The 14,618-nt window shown below is 68.6% G+C and carries 15 protein-coding genes; 5 read left to right on the top strand and 10 right to left on the bottom strand.

Translation table 11 applies throughout. The annotated features are described in order from the left end of the window. Positions 1-117 precede the first annotated feature (117 nt). From ACTHMF_RS14405 to ACTHMF_RS14385, 5 genes are all read right to left on the bottom strand, one after another. Positions 118-1,395, bottom strand: a complete 1,278-nt coding sequence (locus ACTHMF_RS14405) for an ABC transporter substrate-binding protein (protein WP_440318530.1) — start codon at positions 1,393-1,395, stop codon at positions 118-120. 233 nt (positions 1,396-1,628) lie between these two features. After that, the gene (locus ACTHMF_RS14400) at positions 1,629-2,594 is read right to left on the bottom strand and encodes a glycosyl hydrolase family 32 (protein WP_440318521.1); all 966 of its coding nucleotides are present in this window, start codon (positions 2,592-2,594) and stop codon (positions 1,629-1,631) included. A 3-nt stretch (positions 2,595-2,597) separates the two neighbouring features. Beyond that, complete coding sequence (locus tag ACTHMF_RS14395) at positions 2,598-3,527, bottom strand: carbohydrate ABC transporter permease (protein ID WP_440318519.1); 930 nt, start codon at positions 3,525-3,527, stop codon at positions 2,598-2,600. Continuing rightward, positions 3,524-4,465, bottom strand: a complete 942-nt coding sequence (locus tag ACTHMF_RS14390) for a carbohydrate ABC transporter permease (protein WP_440318517.1) — start codon at positions 4,463-4,465, stop codon at positions 3,524-3,526. The genes ACTHMF_RS14395 and ACTHMF_RS14390 overlap by 4 nt, the downstream gene beginning before the upstream one ends. Before the next feature lie 52 nt (positions 4,466-4,517). Beyond that, positions 4,518-5,810: an ABC transporter substrate-binding protein gene (locus tag ACTHMF_RS14385; protein ID WP_440318515.1), complete on the bottom strand. Its 1,293-nt coding sequence runs from the start codon at positions 5,808-5,810 to the stop codon at positions 4,518-4,520. Positions 5,811-6,007: 197 nt separating this feature from the next. On the opposite strand from ACTHMF_RS14385, the gene ACTHMF_RS14380 reads away from it, so the two are divergent. Next, positions 6,008-7,012, top strand: a complete 1,005-nt coding sequence (locus ACTHMF_RS14380) for a LacI family DNA-binding transcriptional regulator (RefSeq protein WP_440318513.1) — start codon at positions 6,008-6,010, stop codon at positions 7,010-7,012. 301 nt (positions 7,013-7,313) lie between these two features. Here the strand turns inward: ACTHMF_RS14380 and ACTHMF_RS14375 are convergent, their stop codons facing one another. Genes ACTHMF_RS14375 through ACTHMF_RS14360 form a run of 4 tightly spaced genes read right to left on the bottom strand, consistent with a single transcriptional unit; the run spans position 7,314 to position 10,328 of the window. Further along, complete coding sequence (locus tag ACTHMF_RS14375; protein WP_440318511.1) at positions 7,314-7,640, bottom strand: carboxymuconolactone decarboxylase family protein; 327 nt, start codon at positions 7,638-7,640, stop codon at positions 7,314-7,316. Then, positions 7,637-8,044: a (R)-mandelonitrile lyase gene (locus ACTHMF_RS14370; protein ID WP_440318509.1), complete on the bottom strand. Its 408-nt coding sequence runs from the start codon at positions 8,042-8,044 to the stop codon at positions 7,637-7,639. The genes ACTHMF_RS14375 and ACTHMF_RS14370 overlap by 4 nt, the downstream gene beginning before the upstream one ends. Next, a complete protein-coding gene (locus ACTHMF_RS14365) occupies positions 8,041-9,072 on the bottom strand; it encodes a zinc-dependent alcohol dehydrogenase family protein (protein ID WP_440318507.1) in 1,032 nt (343 codons plus the stop codon). The genes ACTHMF_RS14370 and ACTHMF_RS14365 overlap by 4 nt, the downstream gene beginning before the upstream one ends. Beyond that, positions 9,060-10,328 carry a multidrug effflux MFS transporter gene (locus ACTHMF_RS14360; protein ID WP_440318505.1) on the bottom strand — a complete coding sequence of 423 codons (1,269 nt, stop codon included), beginning with the start codon at positions 10,326-10,328 and terminating at the stop codon, positions 9,060-9,062. Before ACTHMF_RS14360 ends, ACTHMF_RS14365 begins: the two co-directional genes overlap by 13 nt. Positions 10,329-10,430: 102 nt before the next feature. Here ACTHMF_RS14360 and ACTHMF_RS14355 point away from each other — a divergent pair, with 102 nt between their 5' ends. From ACTHMF_RS14355 to ACTHMF_RS14340, 4 genes are all read left to right on the top strand, one after another. Next, complete coding sequence (locus tag ACTHMF_RS14355; protein WP_440318503.1) at positions 10,431-11,318, top strand: helix-turn-helix transcriptional regulator; 888 nt, start codon at positions 10,431-10,433, stop codon at positions 11,316-11,318. Then, the gene (locus tag ACTHMF_RS14350) at positions 11,315-11,770 is read left to right on the top strand and encodes a DUF2255 family protein (RefSeq protein ID WP_314146660.1); all 456 of its coding nucleotides are present in this window, start codon (positions 11,315-11,317) and stop codon (positions 11,768-11,770) included. The genes ACTHMF_RS14355 and ACTHMF_RS14350 overlap by 4 nt, the downstream gene beginning before the upstream one ends. A 277-nt stretch (positions 11,771-12,047) precedes the next feature. Further along, the gene (locus ACTHMF_RS14345) at positions 12,048-12,410 is read left to right on the top strand and encodes a UBP-type zinc finger domain-containing protein (RefSeq protein WP_314146661.1); all 363 of its coding nucleotides are present in this window, start codon (positions 12,048-12,050) and stop codon (positions 12,408-12,410) included. Positions 12,411-12,421: 11 nt separating this feature from the next. Further along, positions 12,422-13,342, top strand: coding sequence for a DUF5996 family protein (locus ACTHMF_RS14340; protein WP_440318501.1), 921 nt, complete (start codon positions 12,422-12,424; stop codon positions 13,340-13,342). A 43-nt stretch (positions 13,343-13,385) separates the two neighbouring features. Here the strand turns inward: ACTHMF_RS14340 and ACTHMF_RS14335 are convergent, their stop codons facing one another. Beyond that, on the bottom strand, positions 13,386-14,609 hold the full coding sequence (locus tag ACTHMF_RS14335; protein ID WP_440318499.1) for a dihydrolipoamide acetyltransferase family protein: 1,224 nt from the start codon (positions 14,607-14,609) through the stop codon (positions 13,386-13,388). Between the last annotated feature and the right edge of the window lie 9 nt (positions 14,610-14,618).

The raw sequence follows: 14,618 nt of genomic DNA, 5'->3' as shown, positions 1-14,618 counted from the left end.
GAAAAGGGCGGGGGGCCGCCTTCGGGCGGGCGGCCCCCCGGGGGGGGGGGGGGGGGTGTGATGGGTACGTGTGACACGGGGGGGGGGGCGCGGGGGGCCCCCCCCCCCGCTGCTCCATCACTTGACTAGCGATTGGACCTGCTCCTTTGCTGCGTTCAGCAGGGCCTGCTTGTCAGCGCCGGGCTGCAACGATTTCTGGATCATCGGCACGAGGACCGTGTCCACGATCTGCTGCCACTTCGGCGTCGCAGGTCGCGGGATGGTCGCCTGAGCGTCCAGCGTCTCCACCAGCGGCTTGTAGTTCTCGAAGCCGGGCTGGTCCTGGTACTTCTCGAAGGCCGACTTGCGGGCGACCAGCCCGAGCGACGTGTTCGCGCTCAGCTCGTTGTGCTCGTAGGCGAACTTCACGAAATCGAGGCCCTGCTGCTGCTTCTTGCTCGCCTTGGCCACCGACAGGTACCAGGCGCCGGGGACGCCAGCGATGCCGCCGGGACCGGCGATCATCGGGGCGACACCGACCTTGCCATAGACGGATGCATCCTTGGGGATCTGCCGGTAGGCGTGCGCCCAGAAGCGCATCATGGCGGTCTTGCCCTGGTTGAACAGGTTCTGCGCGCCGGCCCAGTCGAGCTGAGCGGACCCGGCGGGCGCGTACTTCTGCAGGCCCGTGTAGAAGTCGAGCGCCTTCAGGCTGTTCTCATCGCCGAGAGTGATCTCACTGCCCGAGTCGTTGAGCACCATTGTCTTCTCGCCGGTCTGCGACAGCGTCGCGAGGTACTCGGTCTCGACGGCACCCTTCACATCGGTGCCGTACAGCCCCTTGGCGGGCTGGGTGAAGAACTCGGCCGCATCCTGGTACTGCTGCCAGGTGGTCGGCGGAACCAGGTCGTAGCCGTACTTGGCCTTGAACGCCGACTTGTTCGCCGCGTCGTCGAAGAGGTCCTTCCGGTAGTAGAGGATCTCCGAGTTGGTCCACACGGGCATCCCCGCATACGCACCGCCGACGTTCGCCTCCTTGACCAGGGCGGGGAAGAGATCGTTCTTCACGTCCGAGGTGAAGAGCTTGTCGAGCGGGGTGACAGCGTCCTTGAAGGCGGGCAGCCAGATGGAGTCGAGCGCGGCGACATCGAACGAAACCGCCCCGGAGGTGAACTCGCTGTTGAGACGGTTGTAGAGGCCGTCGTAGGGGAGCTCGACGAAGGTGACCGTGGTACCGGTGTCCTTCTTGTAGAGATCGGCGATCGGCTGAAGCTCAGCGTGGCCACCGGCCTCGACGAGCACGGTGATGGATTTGTCCGACGAGGAACCGCCCCCGCCGCCGACGCCGCACCCGGCGAGGGTGAGCGCTACCGCGGTGCCGATTGCTGCGGCTGCCGCGAACTTCTTGCGAAGCATCATTACTCCGATTCTGCTGTGCAGCGGGAGGCTGCGTGGATGAGGATATCTCGTGCCAAGACGTTTTGGCAAAACGTCTTGGCACGACGATAGATAGCCTTTCGCAGACAGGTCAACTGCCAAACGGTGCCAAAATGCCAAAACTTGCCAAACCGCTGAAGGCCGGATCCGTGCGAAGAAGCGCGACCGCCGGGCACTCGCGTTCGAGCACCCGGCGGCGGATCGTGCGGCGGCTAACCGGCGAGTGCTACGAGCGCAGCCTCTCCGATCTGCACGCGACCGTCGACGACCGTCACCGGCATCGGGTCGGTGATGCCGCCGATCCACTCCCCGGACGGCGCCGTGTTGCGGAAGGCGAAGAACCAAGCGCTGCCGGTCGATCGGTCGATCAGCACTCGGCCGACGTAGAGGTCGTGCTCGCTCACCTGCTGTGCGGTGCGCGGATCCCAGCTCCCGTCGGGTCCGGCGATGATCGCCCAGACTCCTCCGGTGGTGCCCGTTTCCCGGCGGCCCGCCGCAAGGTCCGACGCGAGGCAGGAGAAGAACAGTACGGATCGCCCGTCGATCTCGGCGGTGTTGAGGACCTCCAACTGGCCGAAGCCGGCGCCGGGCTCTGACAAGGGCGGATGCACGGTCCAGTGCTCGAGGTCATCCGACGTCGCGGTTGCGATGACGCCACGGTCATCCGGGGCGCCGTGGTTCGAGCGCGCCGTGATCAGCATCCGCCACGTCCCGTCTTCCTGCCTGTAGACGAAGGGGTCTCGGAAAGCTTGATCATGCCACGTGCCGTCGCTCAGGAGTTCGTACCACCGCGGATCCGCTTCGAGGACGGGACCGGGCTTCTTGTGCCAGGTGGTCAAGTCATCGGACGTGGCGACGCCGACGCTCTGCACGTTGCCGAGGGGAGTGAGGGTGGCGCCGGTGTAGAACATGTGCCAGCTCCCATCGTCGCCGCGGACGACGCTGCCGGTCCACGTGGCGACGTCGTCGAACGCTGGAGCGTCACTTCGCACCAAGGCGTCTTCGATGCGGTTCCAGGATCTGAGGTCTCTCGAGACCGCGTGCCCGATGGACGCGCGGTGGTGCCGTGCGTCGGGGTTCTGGAGAGCTTTCGACGCGTAGAGGAAGAAGAGGTGGTACTGGTCGCCGTCGTCAGCGAACCAGAAGTCCCAGACGTAGCTGTCGGGGAGAGAGAACATGGGTCAGCCTTTCAGCCCTTGCGAGGCGATGGAGTTGACGAACGAGCGCTGGAAGGCGACGAAGAGCGCCAGCACGGGGATGGTGATGATGCTCGCGTAGGCCATGATCTGGCCCCACGAGGTGTTGAGCTGCTTGAAGTAGTCGATGCCGACCATCGCCGGCCGCACCGCCTCACTCTGCGTGACCATGAGCGGCCACAGGTACTGGTTCCAGGCGGGCAGGAAGGTGAGGATGGCGACGGTCGCCACCGCGGGGCCCGCGAGTGGCATGATGATCGTCCGGTAGATGCGGAACCAGCCGGCTCCGTCGACGCGTGCCGCCTCGTCCAGCTCCTTCGGTATGGAGTCGAAGTACTGGTAGAAGAGGAAGATCGAGAACGCGTTCGCGATGAACGGCACGATCTGAACGGTGTACGTGTCGAGCCAGCCCTGCGCGATCTGCGATCCGTCGAAGTACGGCAGTTGGTTGACCTCCCACAGCAGTGGCAGCGCCATGACCTCGAAGGGCACGATGAGCGTGGCGAGCACCACGCCGAGCGCCCACTTGCGGCCGGGCATCCTCATCCGGGAGAGGGCGAAGGCCGCCATCGAGTTCACGATGATCCCGAGCACCACGGTCGTGACCGAGATGATGATCGAGTTGAGCAGGAACTGCGCGAACGGGACACGCTCGAACACACCGACGTAGTTGTCCAGGCTCAGGTCGCCGACCGGGAGGAACGCCTGGATGCCGTCCAGGTCGCCAAAGATCTGGGTGTCCGGCTTGAAGCTCGACACGATCATGAACAGCAGCGGCAGGCCGAAGACGAGTGCGAGCACGATCTTCAGGACCAGCAGCAGCACGCCACGCGTCGAGCGCCGCCTCCGCCGCGGGCTCATGGCTGCGGCCGGGGTGGATGTCGTCCGCTCGATGTCGGCGATGTCGGTAGTCATCGCTGCGTCTCCTTGTCTCGGGTGAGGAACCGCTGGAGCAGCGTGACGACCAGCACCAGCACGAAGAACACGAGCGAGATCGCCGAGGCGTAGCCCGTCTGCTGCTGCTGGAACCCGCTGCGCACCGCCTGGAAGACGAGGGTCGACGTCGAGTTGATCGGGCCGCCTTGCGTCATGATGTTGACCTGCGAGAACAGGCCGAATGCGGCAATGGTGATCGTGATGAGGATGAAGGTCCGTGTCTGCCGGAGTCCTGGCCAGGTGATGTTCGCGAACTGCTGCCAGCGCGTGGCGCCGTCCAGCGCGGCCGCCTCGTACAACTCCTCGGGGATGGTCTGCAGACCGGCGAGCCAGATGATCATGTGGAAGCCCATCGCCTGCCAGGCGGACATCAGGATGATCGCGAACAACGCCCAGTGCGGGTCACCGAGCCAGTCCGGGCCTTGGATGCCGAGCTTCGAGAGCAGGACGTTGATCAGACCGTCCTTCTGGTACAGGAACAGCCACAGCATCGACACCACGACGATGGAGGTCACGACGGGTAGGAAGTAGACGGTGCGGAAGAACGTGGTGCCGCGCGCCCGGCTGTTGACCAGCAGCGCGAGCACGAGCGCGAGCGCCGACTGGAACGGCACGATCACGATCGTGAAGATGATCGTGTTGCGCAGCGACGCCCAGAAGGTGTCGTCCGTGAACAGATTGACGAAGTTGTCGACGCCGACGAACTGGGCCGGCTCCGGCGACACCAAGCGGGCGTTGGTGAACGCGAGCACGAAGGTGAGGCCGATCGGCACGATCAGGAACGTTGCGATGAGGACGGCGGCCGGCGCGAACATGAGGAGCGCGATCGACGCCTCCTTCTTGCGGCCGGCGACGGCGGTGCGGGCGGTGCGGACGCGACGTTCGACGCTCACATCCGGCTTGACGATGGTGGTCATGGCTGATCCTCGGTGACGCCGGGGCCAGGCGCGATCGCCCGGCCCCGGTCGATCACTTGAAGTAATTGTTCGACTTCTGGTTGGCGTCGATGTCCTTGACCGCCTGGTCCAGGGTCGACTTCGGGTCCGCGCCATTGATGATGTCCTGCGCGGCCTTGGTGAACGTGGTGGCGATGAACGGGTAACCGGGGGTAACCGGTCGCACCTCGGCGAACTTCTTCGAGTACTTACGGAAGATCGCGTTGTCGCCGCCCTCGCCGTAGCCCGGCACCAGTGCCGCCGCGCCCTCGGTCGCCGGGATGGTGCCGGCCGCCTTCGCGACACCAGCGACGTACTTGTCGGCGGTGGCGAACTTCATGTACGCGAGCGCGCCCTCCTGGTTCGAGCAGGTCTTGGACACTCCCCACTGCCAGGAGCCGCCGCCGATCTTCGGGCCGCTGCCGAAGTCCACCGGCGGGAGGAACAGCACGTCGTCGCCGAACTTCTGCCGGAGGGTGTCCGCCGCCCAGCTTCCGTCGTAGAGGATGCCGGTCTTGCCGTTGGCGAAGTCGGCCGCCGGGTCGGTGCCCGATTTCGCGGCGACGTACCCGTCGGACACGAGTCCGCGGAACCACTTCGCCCACGCGATCGCGTCGCTGCCGTTGAGCGCGCCGTCGGCGCTCTTGTATCCGTCGCGGTCGATAAGGTCGCCGCCGAAGCTCTGAAGCAGCGGCGAGTAGGCGTACGGCCACCACTCACCGGTGGAGCTGGTCATGAAGTCGGCCGCGTAGCTGAACTTGCCGGACGCCTTCAGCTTCGCGAGCAGATCGTCGAACTCCGTCTTCGTCCACGGCTGATCGATCGTCGGGATGCGGACGCCGACCTCGTCGAGGGTGCTCTTCTTCGTGATGAGGTTCAGCGCGACGTCGTAGAACCCGTACGAGTAGGTCTTCCCGTCGTACTTCCCCACGGTGGATGGCAGGAAGCCCTTCAGCTGCGCGTCGAGCCCGGTCAGCGGCGACAGATAGCCGGCCCAGACCCAATTGGGCACGTTCGGCGCGTCGATGTCGAGGATGCACGGCAGCTTCTTGGAGGCCGCGGCAGCCGTGACGGACTGGTTGTAGGAATCCTGGGGGAACGCCTGCACCTTCACTTTGTACGTGGTCTGGCTCTTGTTGAAGTCGTCGACGATCTTCTGGACGGCGCCGAGCTCCGCCTTGTTGCCGGCATTGTGCGTCCACATGACGAGGTCGCCGTTGGAGCCGCCCGCTCCCCCACCGCCCTTCGAACAGCCAGTCAGCGCCACCATCGCAGTGGCCGCGACGATCGCGGTCGCAACGAGCGTCCGGCGAGTGTTCCTTCTCACTATCGATCCTCCGTTGGATTTGTGATCACCGAGAGCGCCTCGCGCGTCCCGTCGGACTAAATGCATTTAGTCCGTGGATCTAAATGCATTTAGCAATTACCTAAATGCGTTTAGTCGCGTTGACCGTAGCACTAGGATGAACTCGTTGCAACAAGACACCGACGTTCGAAGAGAGGTCTCGCAGCATGGCGAAACGGGTGACCATCGCAGACGTCGCTGCAGAGGCCGGCCTCTCCAAGACCGCCGTGAGCATGATCCTGAACGAACGCACCGGGACGGGACTGTCTCAGGAAACGGCCAAAAGGGTCCGCGAGATCGCAAAGCGCCTCGACTATCGCCCTGACCCCTCTGCACGCGCCCTTCGCATGGGAACGACGCCCACGATCGGATTCGTCTCCGACGACGTAACGCTTACCCGATACGCGTCGGCCATGATCCGCGGGATTCTCGACGTCGCCGAAGAGAACGAACACACGGTCCTGCTGGCGGAGACGGGTCACCACCCGGAGCGGCTCTCCGGCGCCTTGAACGCGATGCTCGACCGCCGCGTGTCCGCGCTGGTCTTCGGCTCTATGGCCGCACGCCGCGTCGAACTGCCGCAACTGCCTTCCGACGTTCCGGTCATCATGGTGAACGCAACGACCGTCGTCGACTACCCCGTCGTGCTGCCGGATGAACGCACGGCCGGGGAAGCAATAGCTCGGTTGCTCATCGATGCCGGCCACCGCGAGATCGCTCTGATCGGCCGTCGCTATGACGAAGACCTCCCGCCAGAGGTGTCTGTCACGATCTCGGACCGCTTCGCCGGGCTCGACGCTGCGATGGAGGAGCACGGCCTGGAGTGGGCGTGGGAGGAGGCGTTCGACTATTGGGCACCCGACGACGGCTACCGCGCCACAAAGCGTGCCTTGTCATCGGGGGCGCGCTTCACGGCGATGGTCTGCCTCACCGACAACGTGTCCTTCGGCGCCTATCAGGCACTACAGGAGGCCGGCATCCGAATACCCGATCAGGTGTCGATCGCCTCCTTCGACGACGACGAGATCTCGACGTACTTGCGACCGCAGCTGACGACCGCCCGCCTCCCGTACGAAGAGATGGGGCGCACCGCCATGTCGTTAGCCCTGGAGGGAAGACGGGGCGCCGACCGGCACCTCGTGCCGATGCCGATCATCCGCCGAGGATCCATCCGCTCCCGATGAGCACATGTGGGGAACGCGCGCTGCCGAGAGCTGTGGCCTGCGCACCAGACCCAGCCTTCCCTGCGCTCCGTCAAGCGCTTCATCCTTCGTACTCGTAGGTGCGAGAATTCGGACTGCAGCTCTTGGATCAAAGGTCGATGGTCTCTCCGGTAGGGAGGAATCGCTGCGTTGTGCCTGCGGAAGTTGCAACCTCAATCTCGTCAAGAAGTAGAGGCGAGAACCATACCCGTAGTCATAAGTCGACTCCTGCGCCCAAGGAGCTTGAGAAATCCCAACTACCTCAAGACGTGACACCAGTTCTTCAGTCGAACAGCTCCTTGGCGATCGTCATCGCGGACATCGCCTTCGGCCAGCCCGCGTAGAACGCCAGGTGCGTGATCGCCTCGATCAGCTCGTCCTGCGTGACGCCGTTCTGCACGGCGAACGGGAGGTGGAAGCGCAGCTGGTCGACGTTGCCGCCGACGAGAAGCGCCGTCACCGTGATGAGGCTGCGGTCGCGCTTGGAGAGCCCGGGACGCTCCCACACTTCGTCGAAGAGCACCTGGTCGGTGTAGTGGACCAGGCCCTGGGCAAAGTCGCCGAAGGCCCGCTTGCCTCCGGTCCAGCCGTTTCTTGTCGTGTCCGTCAAGCGCTTCGTCCTTCGTACTCGTCGTCGGTGATGTGCTCTTTCCAGGTGGTGGTCTCGGCCGGGTCGTCGGCCGATTCCAGCATCGCGATGTGCTCCATGAAGCAGCCGGGGGCGGCGGCGTGCCAGTGGTCCTGGCCGGGCGGCGTGTAGAGGGTCTGGCCCGGGTGCACCTCGATGATGGTGCCGTCGCGGTCGCCGAAGCGGGCGACGCCGGCAGTGACCCGCAGGTACTGTCCGCGGGCGTGGCTGTGCCAGGCGGTGCGGGCGCCGGGGGCGAAGCGGACGAGCGCGACGGTCATCCGCTGGTCGCCCTCGTGCGGGGCGGCGATCGGGTCGACCCAGACGTCGCCGGCGAACTGCTCCGGCGGGTTCTTCACCGTAGAGGTGGTGGGTTCGATGTTCATGCGTCCTCCGTCTCCAGCAGCACCTTGATGGCGCGGCGCTCATCCATTGCCCGGTAGCCTTCGGCGGCTTCCGCCAGAGGCAGCGTGAGGTCGAACACCGCACCCGCGTCGAACTCGTCCCTCATGATCGACTCGATCAGCTCGGGAAGGAAGCGGCGGACCGGAGCGGGACCGCCGTGCAGGTGCACGCCGGAGAAGAACAACTCCTCCCCCGGCAGCGAAACGCCGTGCGAGACGCCGACGTAGCCGACGTGCCCGCCGGGCCGGGTGGCGCGGATCGCCTGCATCATCGACTCCTGGGTGCCGACGGCCTCGATCACCGAGTGCGCGCCGAGGCCGTCCGTGAGCTCCGTGATGGCCGCGACGCCGGCATCCCCGCGCTCCTCGACGATGTCGGTCGCCCCGTAGCGTCGCGCGAGCGCCTGCCGGTCGGCGTGGCGGCTCATGGCGATGATCCGCTCGGCGCCGAGCCGCTTGGCGGCCAGCACGCCGAGCAGCCCGACCGCGCCGTCGCCGACGACCGCGACCGCCTTGCCCGGGGCCGCCTCGGCCGCGACGGCGGCGAACCAGCCGGTGCCGAGCACGTCGGAGGCGGCGAGGAGGCTGCGCACCTGGGCCGGAGTCGGGGTGCCGGGCACGACGACGAGGGTGCCGTCGGCCAGCGGGACGCGCAGCCTCTCGGCCTGCGTGCCGAGCGCGCCCATCGGGAACGCGTGCACGCAGCGGGACTGGTAGCCGGCGCGGCAGATCTCGCAGGTGTTGTCGGAGGCGAAGAACGATCCGACGACGTAGTCGCCGACCGTCACGTTCGTGACCTCGTCGCCGACCTGCTCGACGACGCCGACATACTCGTGACCCATCGGCGTCGGCTCGGTGACGGCGTCCGTCCCCCGGTAGGCCCAGAGGTCCGAGCCGCAGATGCAGGCCGCGGTGACCCGGATCACGGCGTCCGTGGGTTCCTGGATGACCGGGTCGGCGCGCTCCTCGACGCGCACGTCCCGGGGTGCGTACATGACTACTCCACGCATGTGGGGGTTCCTTCCGTTGCGGGGTGGATGCTGCCGGCGGTGGCGGTGGCCAGGGCCGGACGTCGGAGAAGAAGGGCGGCGGTGGCCGCGGCCGCCGCGACGGCGACCGTGGTGACGAGCCCGAGGGGGAGGATGCTCAGGGCGCCCGCGACGCCGACCAGCGGCGCCGCGATGCCGCCGAAGGCGAAGCGGGCGGCGCCGAGCAGGGAGGATGCGGTGCCCGCGATCCGCGGGTAGCCGGCCAGCGCGAGCGTCGTCGATGGCGGGCTGGTGACGGCCGTCCCCGCAGCGAGCAGGAAGAGGGCGACGATCACGACGGCCAGGGGCACGGAGGTGAGGCCCGCGACCAGCAGCCCGACGGCACCGAGGCCCGCGATCACCAGACCGACGATCAGGGTGCCGAGCACGCTCCACGTCTCGCTGAACCGTCCCGCGAGGTAGCCGAAGACCATGAACCCCGCGGAGTTGAGCCCGAAAGCGAGCGCGTAGGCCTGCGGCGAGAGGCCGTAGACGCCCTGCAGCACGTAGGTCGCACCGCTGAGGTAGGCGAACAGGGCGGCGTACACGAAGCCCTGCGCGACGACGGCGCCGACGAAACGGCGGTCGGACAGCAGCATCCGCAGGTCGCGCCCGATCACCCCGAATCCGGCGGCCGTTCGGTTCCCGTGCGCCAGCGTCTCGGGGAGGCCGAGAGCCACCCAGACCAGGATAACCGCGCCGATCGCCGCGAGGACGAGGAACAGCCCGCGCCAGTCGAGGATCACGGTGAGCGCGCCACCGATCAGAGGACCGATGACCGCGGCCAGGCCGCCGACGACGGTGAGGCGGCCGTAGAAGCGGATGAGCCTGCCGCCCTCGTACACATCGCGGCCGGCCGCCTGGGCGATGACGATGCCGACGCCGCCGGCCAGCCCCTGCACGAGGCGGGCGGCGATGAGCAGCTCGACGGTCGGGCTCGCCGCGCACAGCGCCGAGACGAGCACATAGGCGGCCACCCCGATAAGCGCGGGACCCCGCCGGCCGAACCGGTCCGAGAGCGGTCCGGCGATCAGCTGCCCGGCGGCGAGGCCGACCAGGCAGGCGGTCACGGTCAGCTGGGCCGTCGAGGTGGCCGCGCCCAGCTCCGTCGTCAGGGCGGGCAGTGCGGGCAGGTAGAGATCCATCGAGATCGGGCCGAACACGGTGAGCACGAGCAGCAGCGTCGCCAGCGGGCGGCCGGCGCGCACGTGCGTCTCGGGAGAAAGGGATGCTGTCACGTCCTCCAGCACACCACGTCCCGTCACGGCGAGGGAGTCCCTGACGAGAGGTGTACCGGCAGGGCATCCCTCACGGTGGCGACCCGGCCTAGCCTGAGAGGCATGGACAATCGAGCCGACGTCCGCGAGTTCCTCATGTCGCGCCGCGCCAAGCTCACGCCGGAGATGGCGGGGCTGCCCGCGGGAACCGGTCGCAGGGTGTCGGGTCTGCGCCGCTCCGAGGTCGCCATGCTCGCAGACGTGAGCGTCGAGTACTACGCCAAGCTCGAGCGCGGCGCGATCGCGGGCGTCTCGGCCGGGGTGCTGGATGCGGTGGCACGGGCGCTGCAGCTCGACGACACCGAGCGCGCCCACCTCTTCGATCTGGCGCGGGCGGCCGACGGCATCCCCGTCTCCGGCCGCCCGCGACGCCGCGCGACCCGCAGCCCCGCCGCGCGGCCGAGCCTGCACTGGGCGCTCGAGGCGTTCACGGAGGGCGTCGCCGTTGTGCGGAACGCGCAGTCGGACGTGATCGCCTTCAACGCGCTCGGGCGCGCGTTCTACTCGCCGCTGATCGGCGACGGCGGCCGCACGCCGAACTTCGCGCGCTTCCAGTTCCTCGACCCGGCGTCGCACGACTTCTACCCCGACTGGGAGCTCTTCGCGGACATGTGCGTGGCGATGATGCGCGCCGAGGCGGGCCGCGACCCGCACAACCGCGCGCTGCAGGACCTGGTGGGCGAGCTGTCCACGCAGAGCGACACGTTCCGTCGGCTGTGGGCGGCCCACGATGTGCGGACGCACGGCGCGGGGACGAAGCGCTTCCAGCATCCCGTCGTCGGCGAGCTGACGCTGGCGTACGAGGAGTTCGCGATCACCGCCGAGCCGGGTCACGTCATGCTCGTCTACACCGCGGAGCCCGGGTCGCCGTCCGCCGAGCGGCTGCGGCTGCTCGCCTCCTGGGCAGCCGACCGACCCGCGCCGCGCCGAACCGTCACGGAGGAATCATGACCGCCTGGACCCCCGACGAACTGCACGCCATCGCCGGCACCGACGACTTCCACATCGCACCGTTCCGCGAGGACGGCAGCACGCTCGGCACGCTCACGTGGATCTGGTCGGTCGTGGTCGACGGCGGCGTGTACGTGCGCGCCTACAACGGCACCGGCTCGCGCTGGTACCGGGCGGCGCGATCGCAGGGCGCCGGGCGGATCACCGCGGGCGGGGTCGAGAAGGACGTGACCTTCACGCCGATCGACGACCCTGAGCTGAACGACCGGATCGACGCCGCCTACGAGGCGAAATACGGCACCAGCCCCTACTACCCGCCGATGGTCACCGCGAAGACCCGCGCGGCGACGGTGCGGGTCGACCCGCGAGCTGACCGGGTCGAATTCACGACAGAACCGGCCGCACCCGAATACCGCGCGAGCACAGGAACGGCTGCTAGCCACTCCGCGTAGAAGTCGAGTTCAGAGAAGCGTGCTCAGCGGCGGAGCCCTATCGAGGGCAGCCAGCAACGTTGACAGTGGGGGTGATCGGCGCCTACCTGGCTCGCGACGGGCACACCCGCAAGCGCGAGAAAGCCCACCCAGCGCGAGACGCGACTCCACGATCCCTTCCGCGCGCCCCAGCGCCCCCGCCTCGCGTCCGCGTCGTCCGGCACACGCGTCGCCCACGGTTTTCGTGCTGGAGGATGGAGACTGGTTGCTGGATCACATCGGCATCGAAAGGGGACCCATGACGGAGCGTATTCCCGAAGGTGAGCTCGACACGACGATCCCGCCGTCCGGTGCGGGGTGCGTCGAGTGCGAGTCGGAGGGCTCCTGGTGGTTCCACCTCCGCCGGTGCGCGGTCTGCGGGCACATCGGGTGCTGCGACCAGTCGGTCGGGGCGCACGCGACCGCGCACGCCCGCGCCACCGGCCACCGCTGGCTGCGGAGCTACGAACCGGGAGAGGACTGGTTCTGGGACTACGCCCGCGAGGTCGAGGCGGTGGGGCCGGTGCTCGCCTCACCACTGCACCACCCGCTCGACCAGAGCACGCCGGGGCCGGCCGAGCGCGTCCCCCACGACTGGCAGTACCGGTTGAGGACCAACTGAAGGGAGACGGCGTGGACAACGCGCGCACACGGTGGGCTTCGCTCGAGGTCGAGGACTGGACGCCGACGCGGGAGACGCTGCACATGTGGCTGCAGATCGTCGGCAAGATCCGGATGGCCGGCTCGCCGTTCGTCAACCACTGGTGGCACGTCACGCTCGCCCTGACCGCCCGCGGCCTCGGCACGGGGCCGATCCCGATCGACGGTCGGATCCTCGACATCGAGTTCGACTTCATCGACCACCAGCTGACCCTGCGGACGAGCGATGGTCGCCTCGAACGGTTCGCTCTGCAGCCGATGACCGTCGCCGAGTTCTACCGCCGCACCTTCGCCGCCCTGGCGGCGCTGGACGTCGAGGTGCGCATCCACCCGGCCCCGAACGAGGTCGACCCGGCGATCCCGTTCGCCGACGACGTGGAGCACCGGTCCTACGAGCCGGCGCAGGTGCACGCGTTCTGGACGCAGCTGATCCAGGCGGACCGTGTTCTGCGGCAGCTCCGCGCGGAGTACCGGGGCAAGGCGAGCCCGGTTCACCTGTTCTGGGGAGCGCTCGACCTGGCGACGACGCGGTTCTCCGGTCGCCCGGCCCCGGTGCATCCCGGCGGAGCGGCGAACTGCCCCGACCGCGTGATGGTGGAGGGGTACTGCGACGAGCTCTCCAGCGCGGGATTCTGGCCGGGCGGCGGCCGCGAGGGGGCGTTCTACGCCTACGCCTACCCGGAGCCGGACGGCTACCGGGAGGTCGCTGTCCCCGACGGCGCCTTCTACGACCACCAGCTGCAGGAGTTCATCCTGCCGTTCGAGACGGTGCGCCAGGCCGAGGACCCGGACGCCCTCGCCCTCGAGTTCCTACGGGTCACCGCGGCGGCCGCCGCCCGCCTCGGGACGTGGCCGCCGGTCGAGCGGACGCGTGCCGGTTCTGGCCGGGACTGACAGCTCCGGCGGACCGGGGCCGGTTCGGCAGCCATCGCAGCCCTCACGCGAGCAGCCGCAGCGGCGACTCCAGGAGGCCGGTGAGCGTCGCGAGGAAGCGGCCCGCCGCCGCCCCGTCGATGATCCGGTGGTCGCTGGTGAGCGTGTAGCGGAGGCGCCGGCGGGCGACGAATTCGCCGTCGACGAGGGCCGGCTCCTCGCGGGCGGCGCCGACGGCCAGGATCGCGCCCTGCGGCGGGTTGATGATCGCCGTGAACTGCTCGACGCCGAGCATGCCGAGGTTGCTGACCGTGAAGGTGCCCCCGCTCAGCTCGTCGAGCGTGAGCGTGCGGTCGGCGGCGCGCTGCGCGAGCGTGCGGGTGCGGCGCGCGATCGCCGAGATGCTCGCCGTGTCGGCATCCCGGACGACCGGCACGACGAGGCCGGACGGCGCGTCCACCGCGAACCCGACGTTCACCCGGTGGTGCAGCAGGGTCCGGCCGCCGTCGTCCGGTGAGAAGGAGGCGTTGACCGTCTTGTGCTCGCGGAGGGCGAGCGCGGCCGCCTTCACGACGAGGTCGTTGAGGGAGATCCTCGCGGACGGCTCGGCGAGGTCGTTCAGCCGGGAGCGCAGGGCCAGCAGGTCGGTGACGTCCGCGGAGGCAGTGGCGTGGAAGACCGGCACGGTGGCGGCGCTCTCGGTGAGCCGGGACGCGATCGCGCGGCGGACGCCGTGGAACGGGACGGCGGTGACGTCGGCGGGGGCGGGGGCGGGGGCGGGGGCCGTGGAGGCGAGCGCGGCGGGCGCGGTCGGCATGGCTGCGGCGGGGGCGGCCGCGGGTGCCGCCGCCGGTGCCGCCTCCGGCTCGGGCAGGTCGGCACGCACGATGCGGCCGCCGGGGCCGGTGCCCGTGATCGTGGCGAGGTCGATGCCGCGCTCCTTGGCGAGGCGCCGGACGACCGGGGTCGCCAGCGGCCGATCTTCGGCGGGACGAGGCTGCGGAGCGGAGACGGCGTCCGGAGCGACCTCCACCGGCGGCGCCGCGTGCTCGACCCCGTCGTCCAGGCGCGCGATCGGCGTGCCGATCGCGACGTTCTCGCCCTCCGCCACGAGGATCTCGGAGAGCACGCCGGCGTCGTACGCCTCCTGCTCCATCAGCGCCTTGTCGGTCTCGATCTCGACGAGCACGTCGCCGGGTTCGACGGGATCGCCCGGCCGCTTGTGCCAGGCGGCGATCGAGCCCTCCGTCATGGTGTCGGACAGGCGCGGCATCAGGATGTCGATCATGGGGGTTCC

The sequence above is a fragment of the Leifsonia sp. genome (genome assembly GCF_051955155.1).
Lineage (GTDB): Bacteria > Actinomycetota > Actinomycetes > Actinomycetales > Microbacteriaceae > Leifsonia.
Note: the sequence above shows the minus strand (reverse complement) of the source record. Positions and strands in the feature narration are given on the sequence as shown.

Excerpts from the sequence above, each read along its gene's own strand:
- ACTHMF_RS14405 (WP_440318530.1), bottom strand. The coding sequence starts at position 1,395 with ATGCTTCGCAAGAAGTTCGCGGCAGCCGCAGCAATCGGCACCGCGGTA.
- ACTHMF_RS14395 (WP_440318519.1), bottom strand. The coding sequence starts at position 3,527 with ATGACTACCGACATCGCCGACATCGAGCGGACGACATCCACCCCGGCC.
- ACTHMF_RS14350 (WP_314146660.1), top strand. The coding sequence starts at position 11,315 with ATGACCGCCTGGACCCCCGACGAACTGCACGCCATCGCCGGCACCGAC.
- ACTHMF_RS14345 (WP_314146661.1), top strand. The coding sequence starts at position 12,048 with ATGACGGAGCGTATTCCCGAAGGTGAGCTCGACACGACGATCCCGCCG.
- ACTHMF_RS14370 (WP_440318509.1), bottom strand. The coding sequence starts at position 8,044 with ATGAACATCGAACCCACCACCTCTACGGTGAAGAACCCGCCGGAGCAG.
- ACTHMF_RS14400 (WP_440318521.1), bottom strand. The coding sequence starts at position 2,594 with ATGTTCTCTCTCCCCGACAGCTACGTCTGGGACTTCTGGTTCGCTGAC.
- ACTHMF_RS14335 (WP_440318499.1), bottom strand. The coding sequence starts at position 14,609 with ATGATCGACATCCTGATGCCGCGCCTGTCCGACACCATGACGGAGGGC.
- ACTHMF_RS14355 (WP_440318503.1), top strand. The coding sequence starts at position 10,431 with ATGGACAATCGAGCCGACGTCCGCGAGTTCCTCATGTCGCGCCGCGCC.
- ACTHMF_RS14365 (WP_440318507.1), bottom strand. The coding sequence starts at position 9,072 with ATGCGTGGAGTAGTCATGTACGCACCCCGGGACGTGCGCGTCGAGGAG.
- ACTHMF_RS14390 (WP_440318517.1), bottom strand. The coding sequence starts at position 4,465 with ATGACCACCATCGTCAAGCCGGATGTGAGCGTCGAACGTCGCGTCCGC.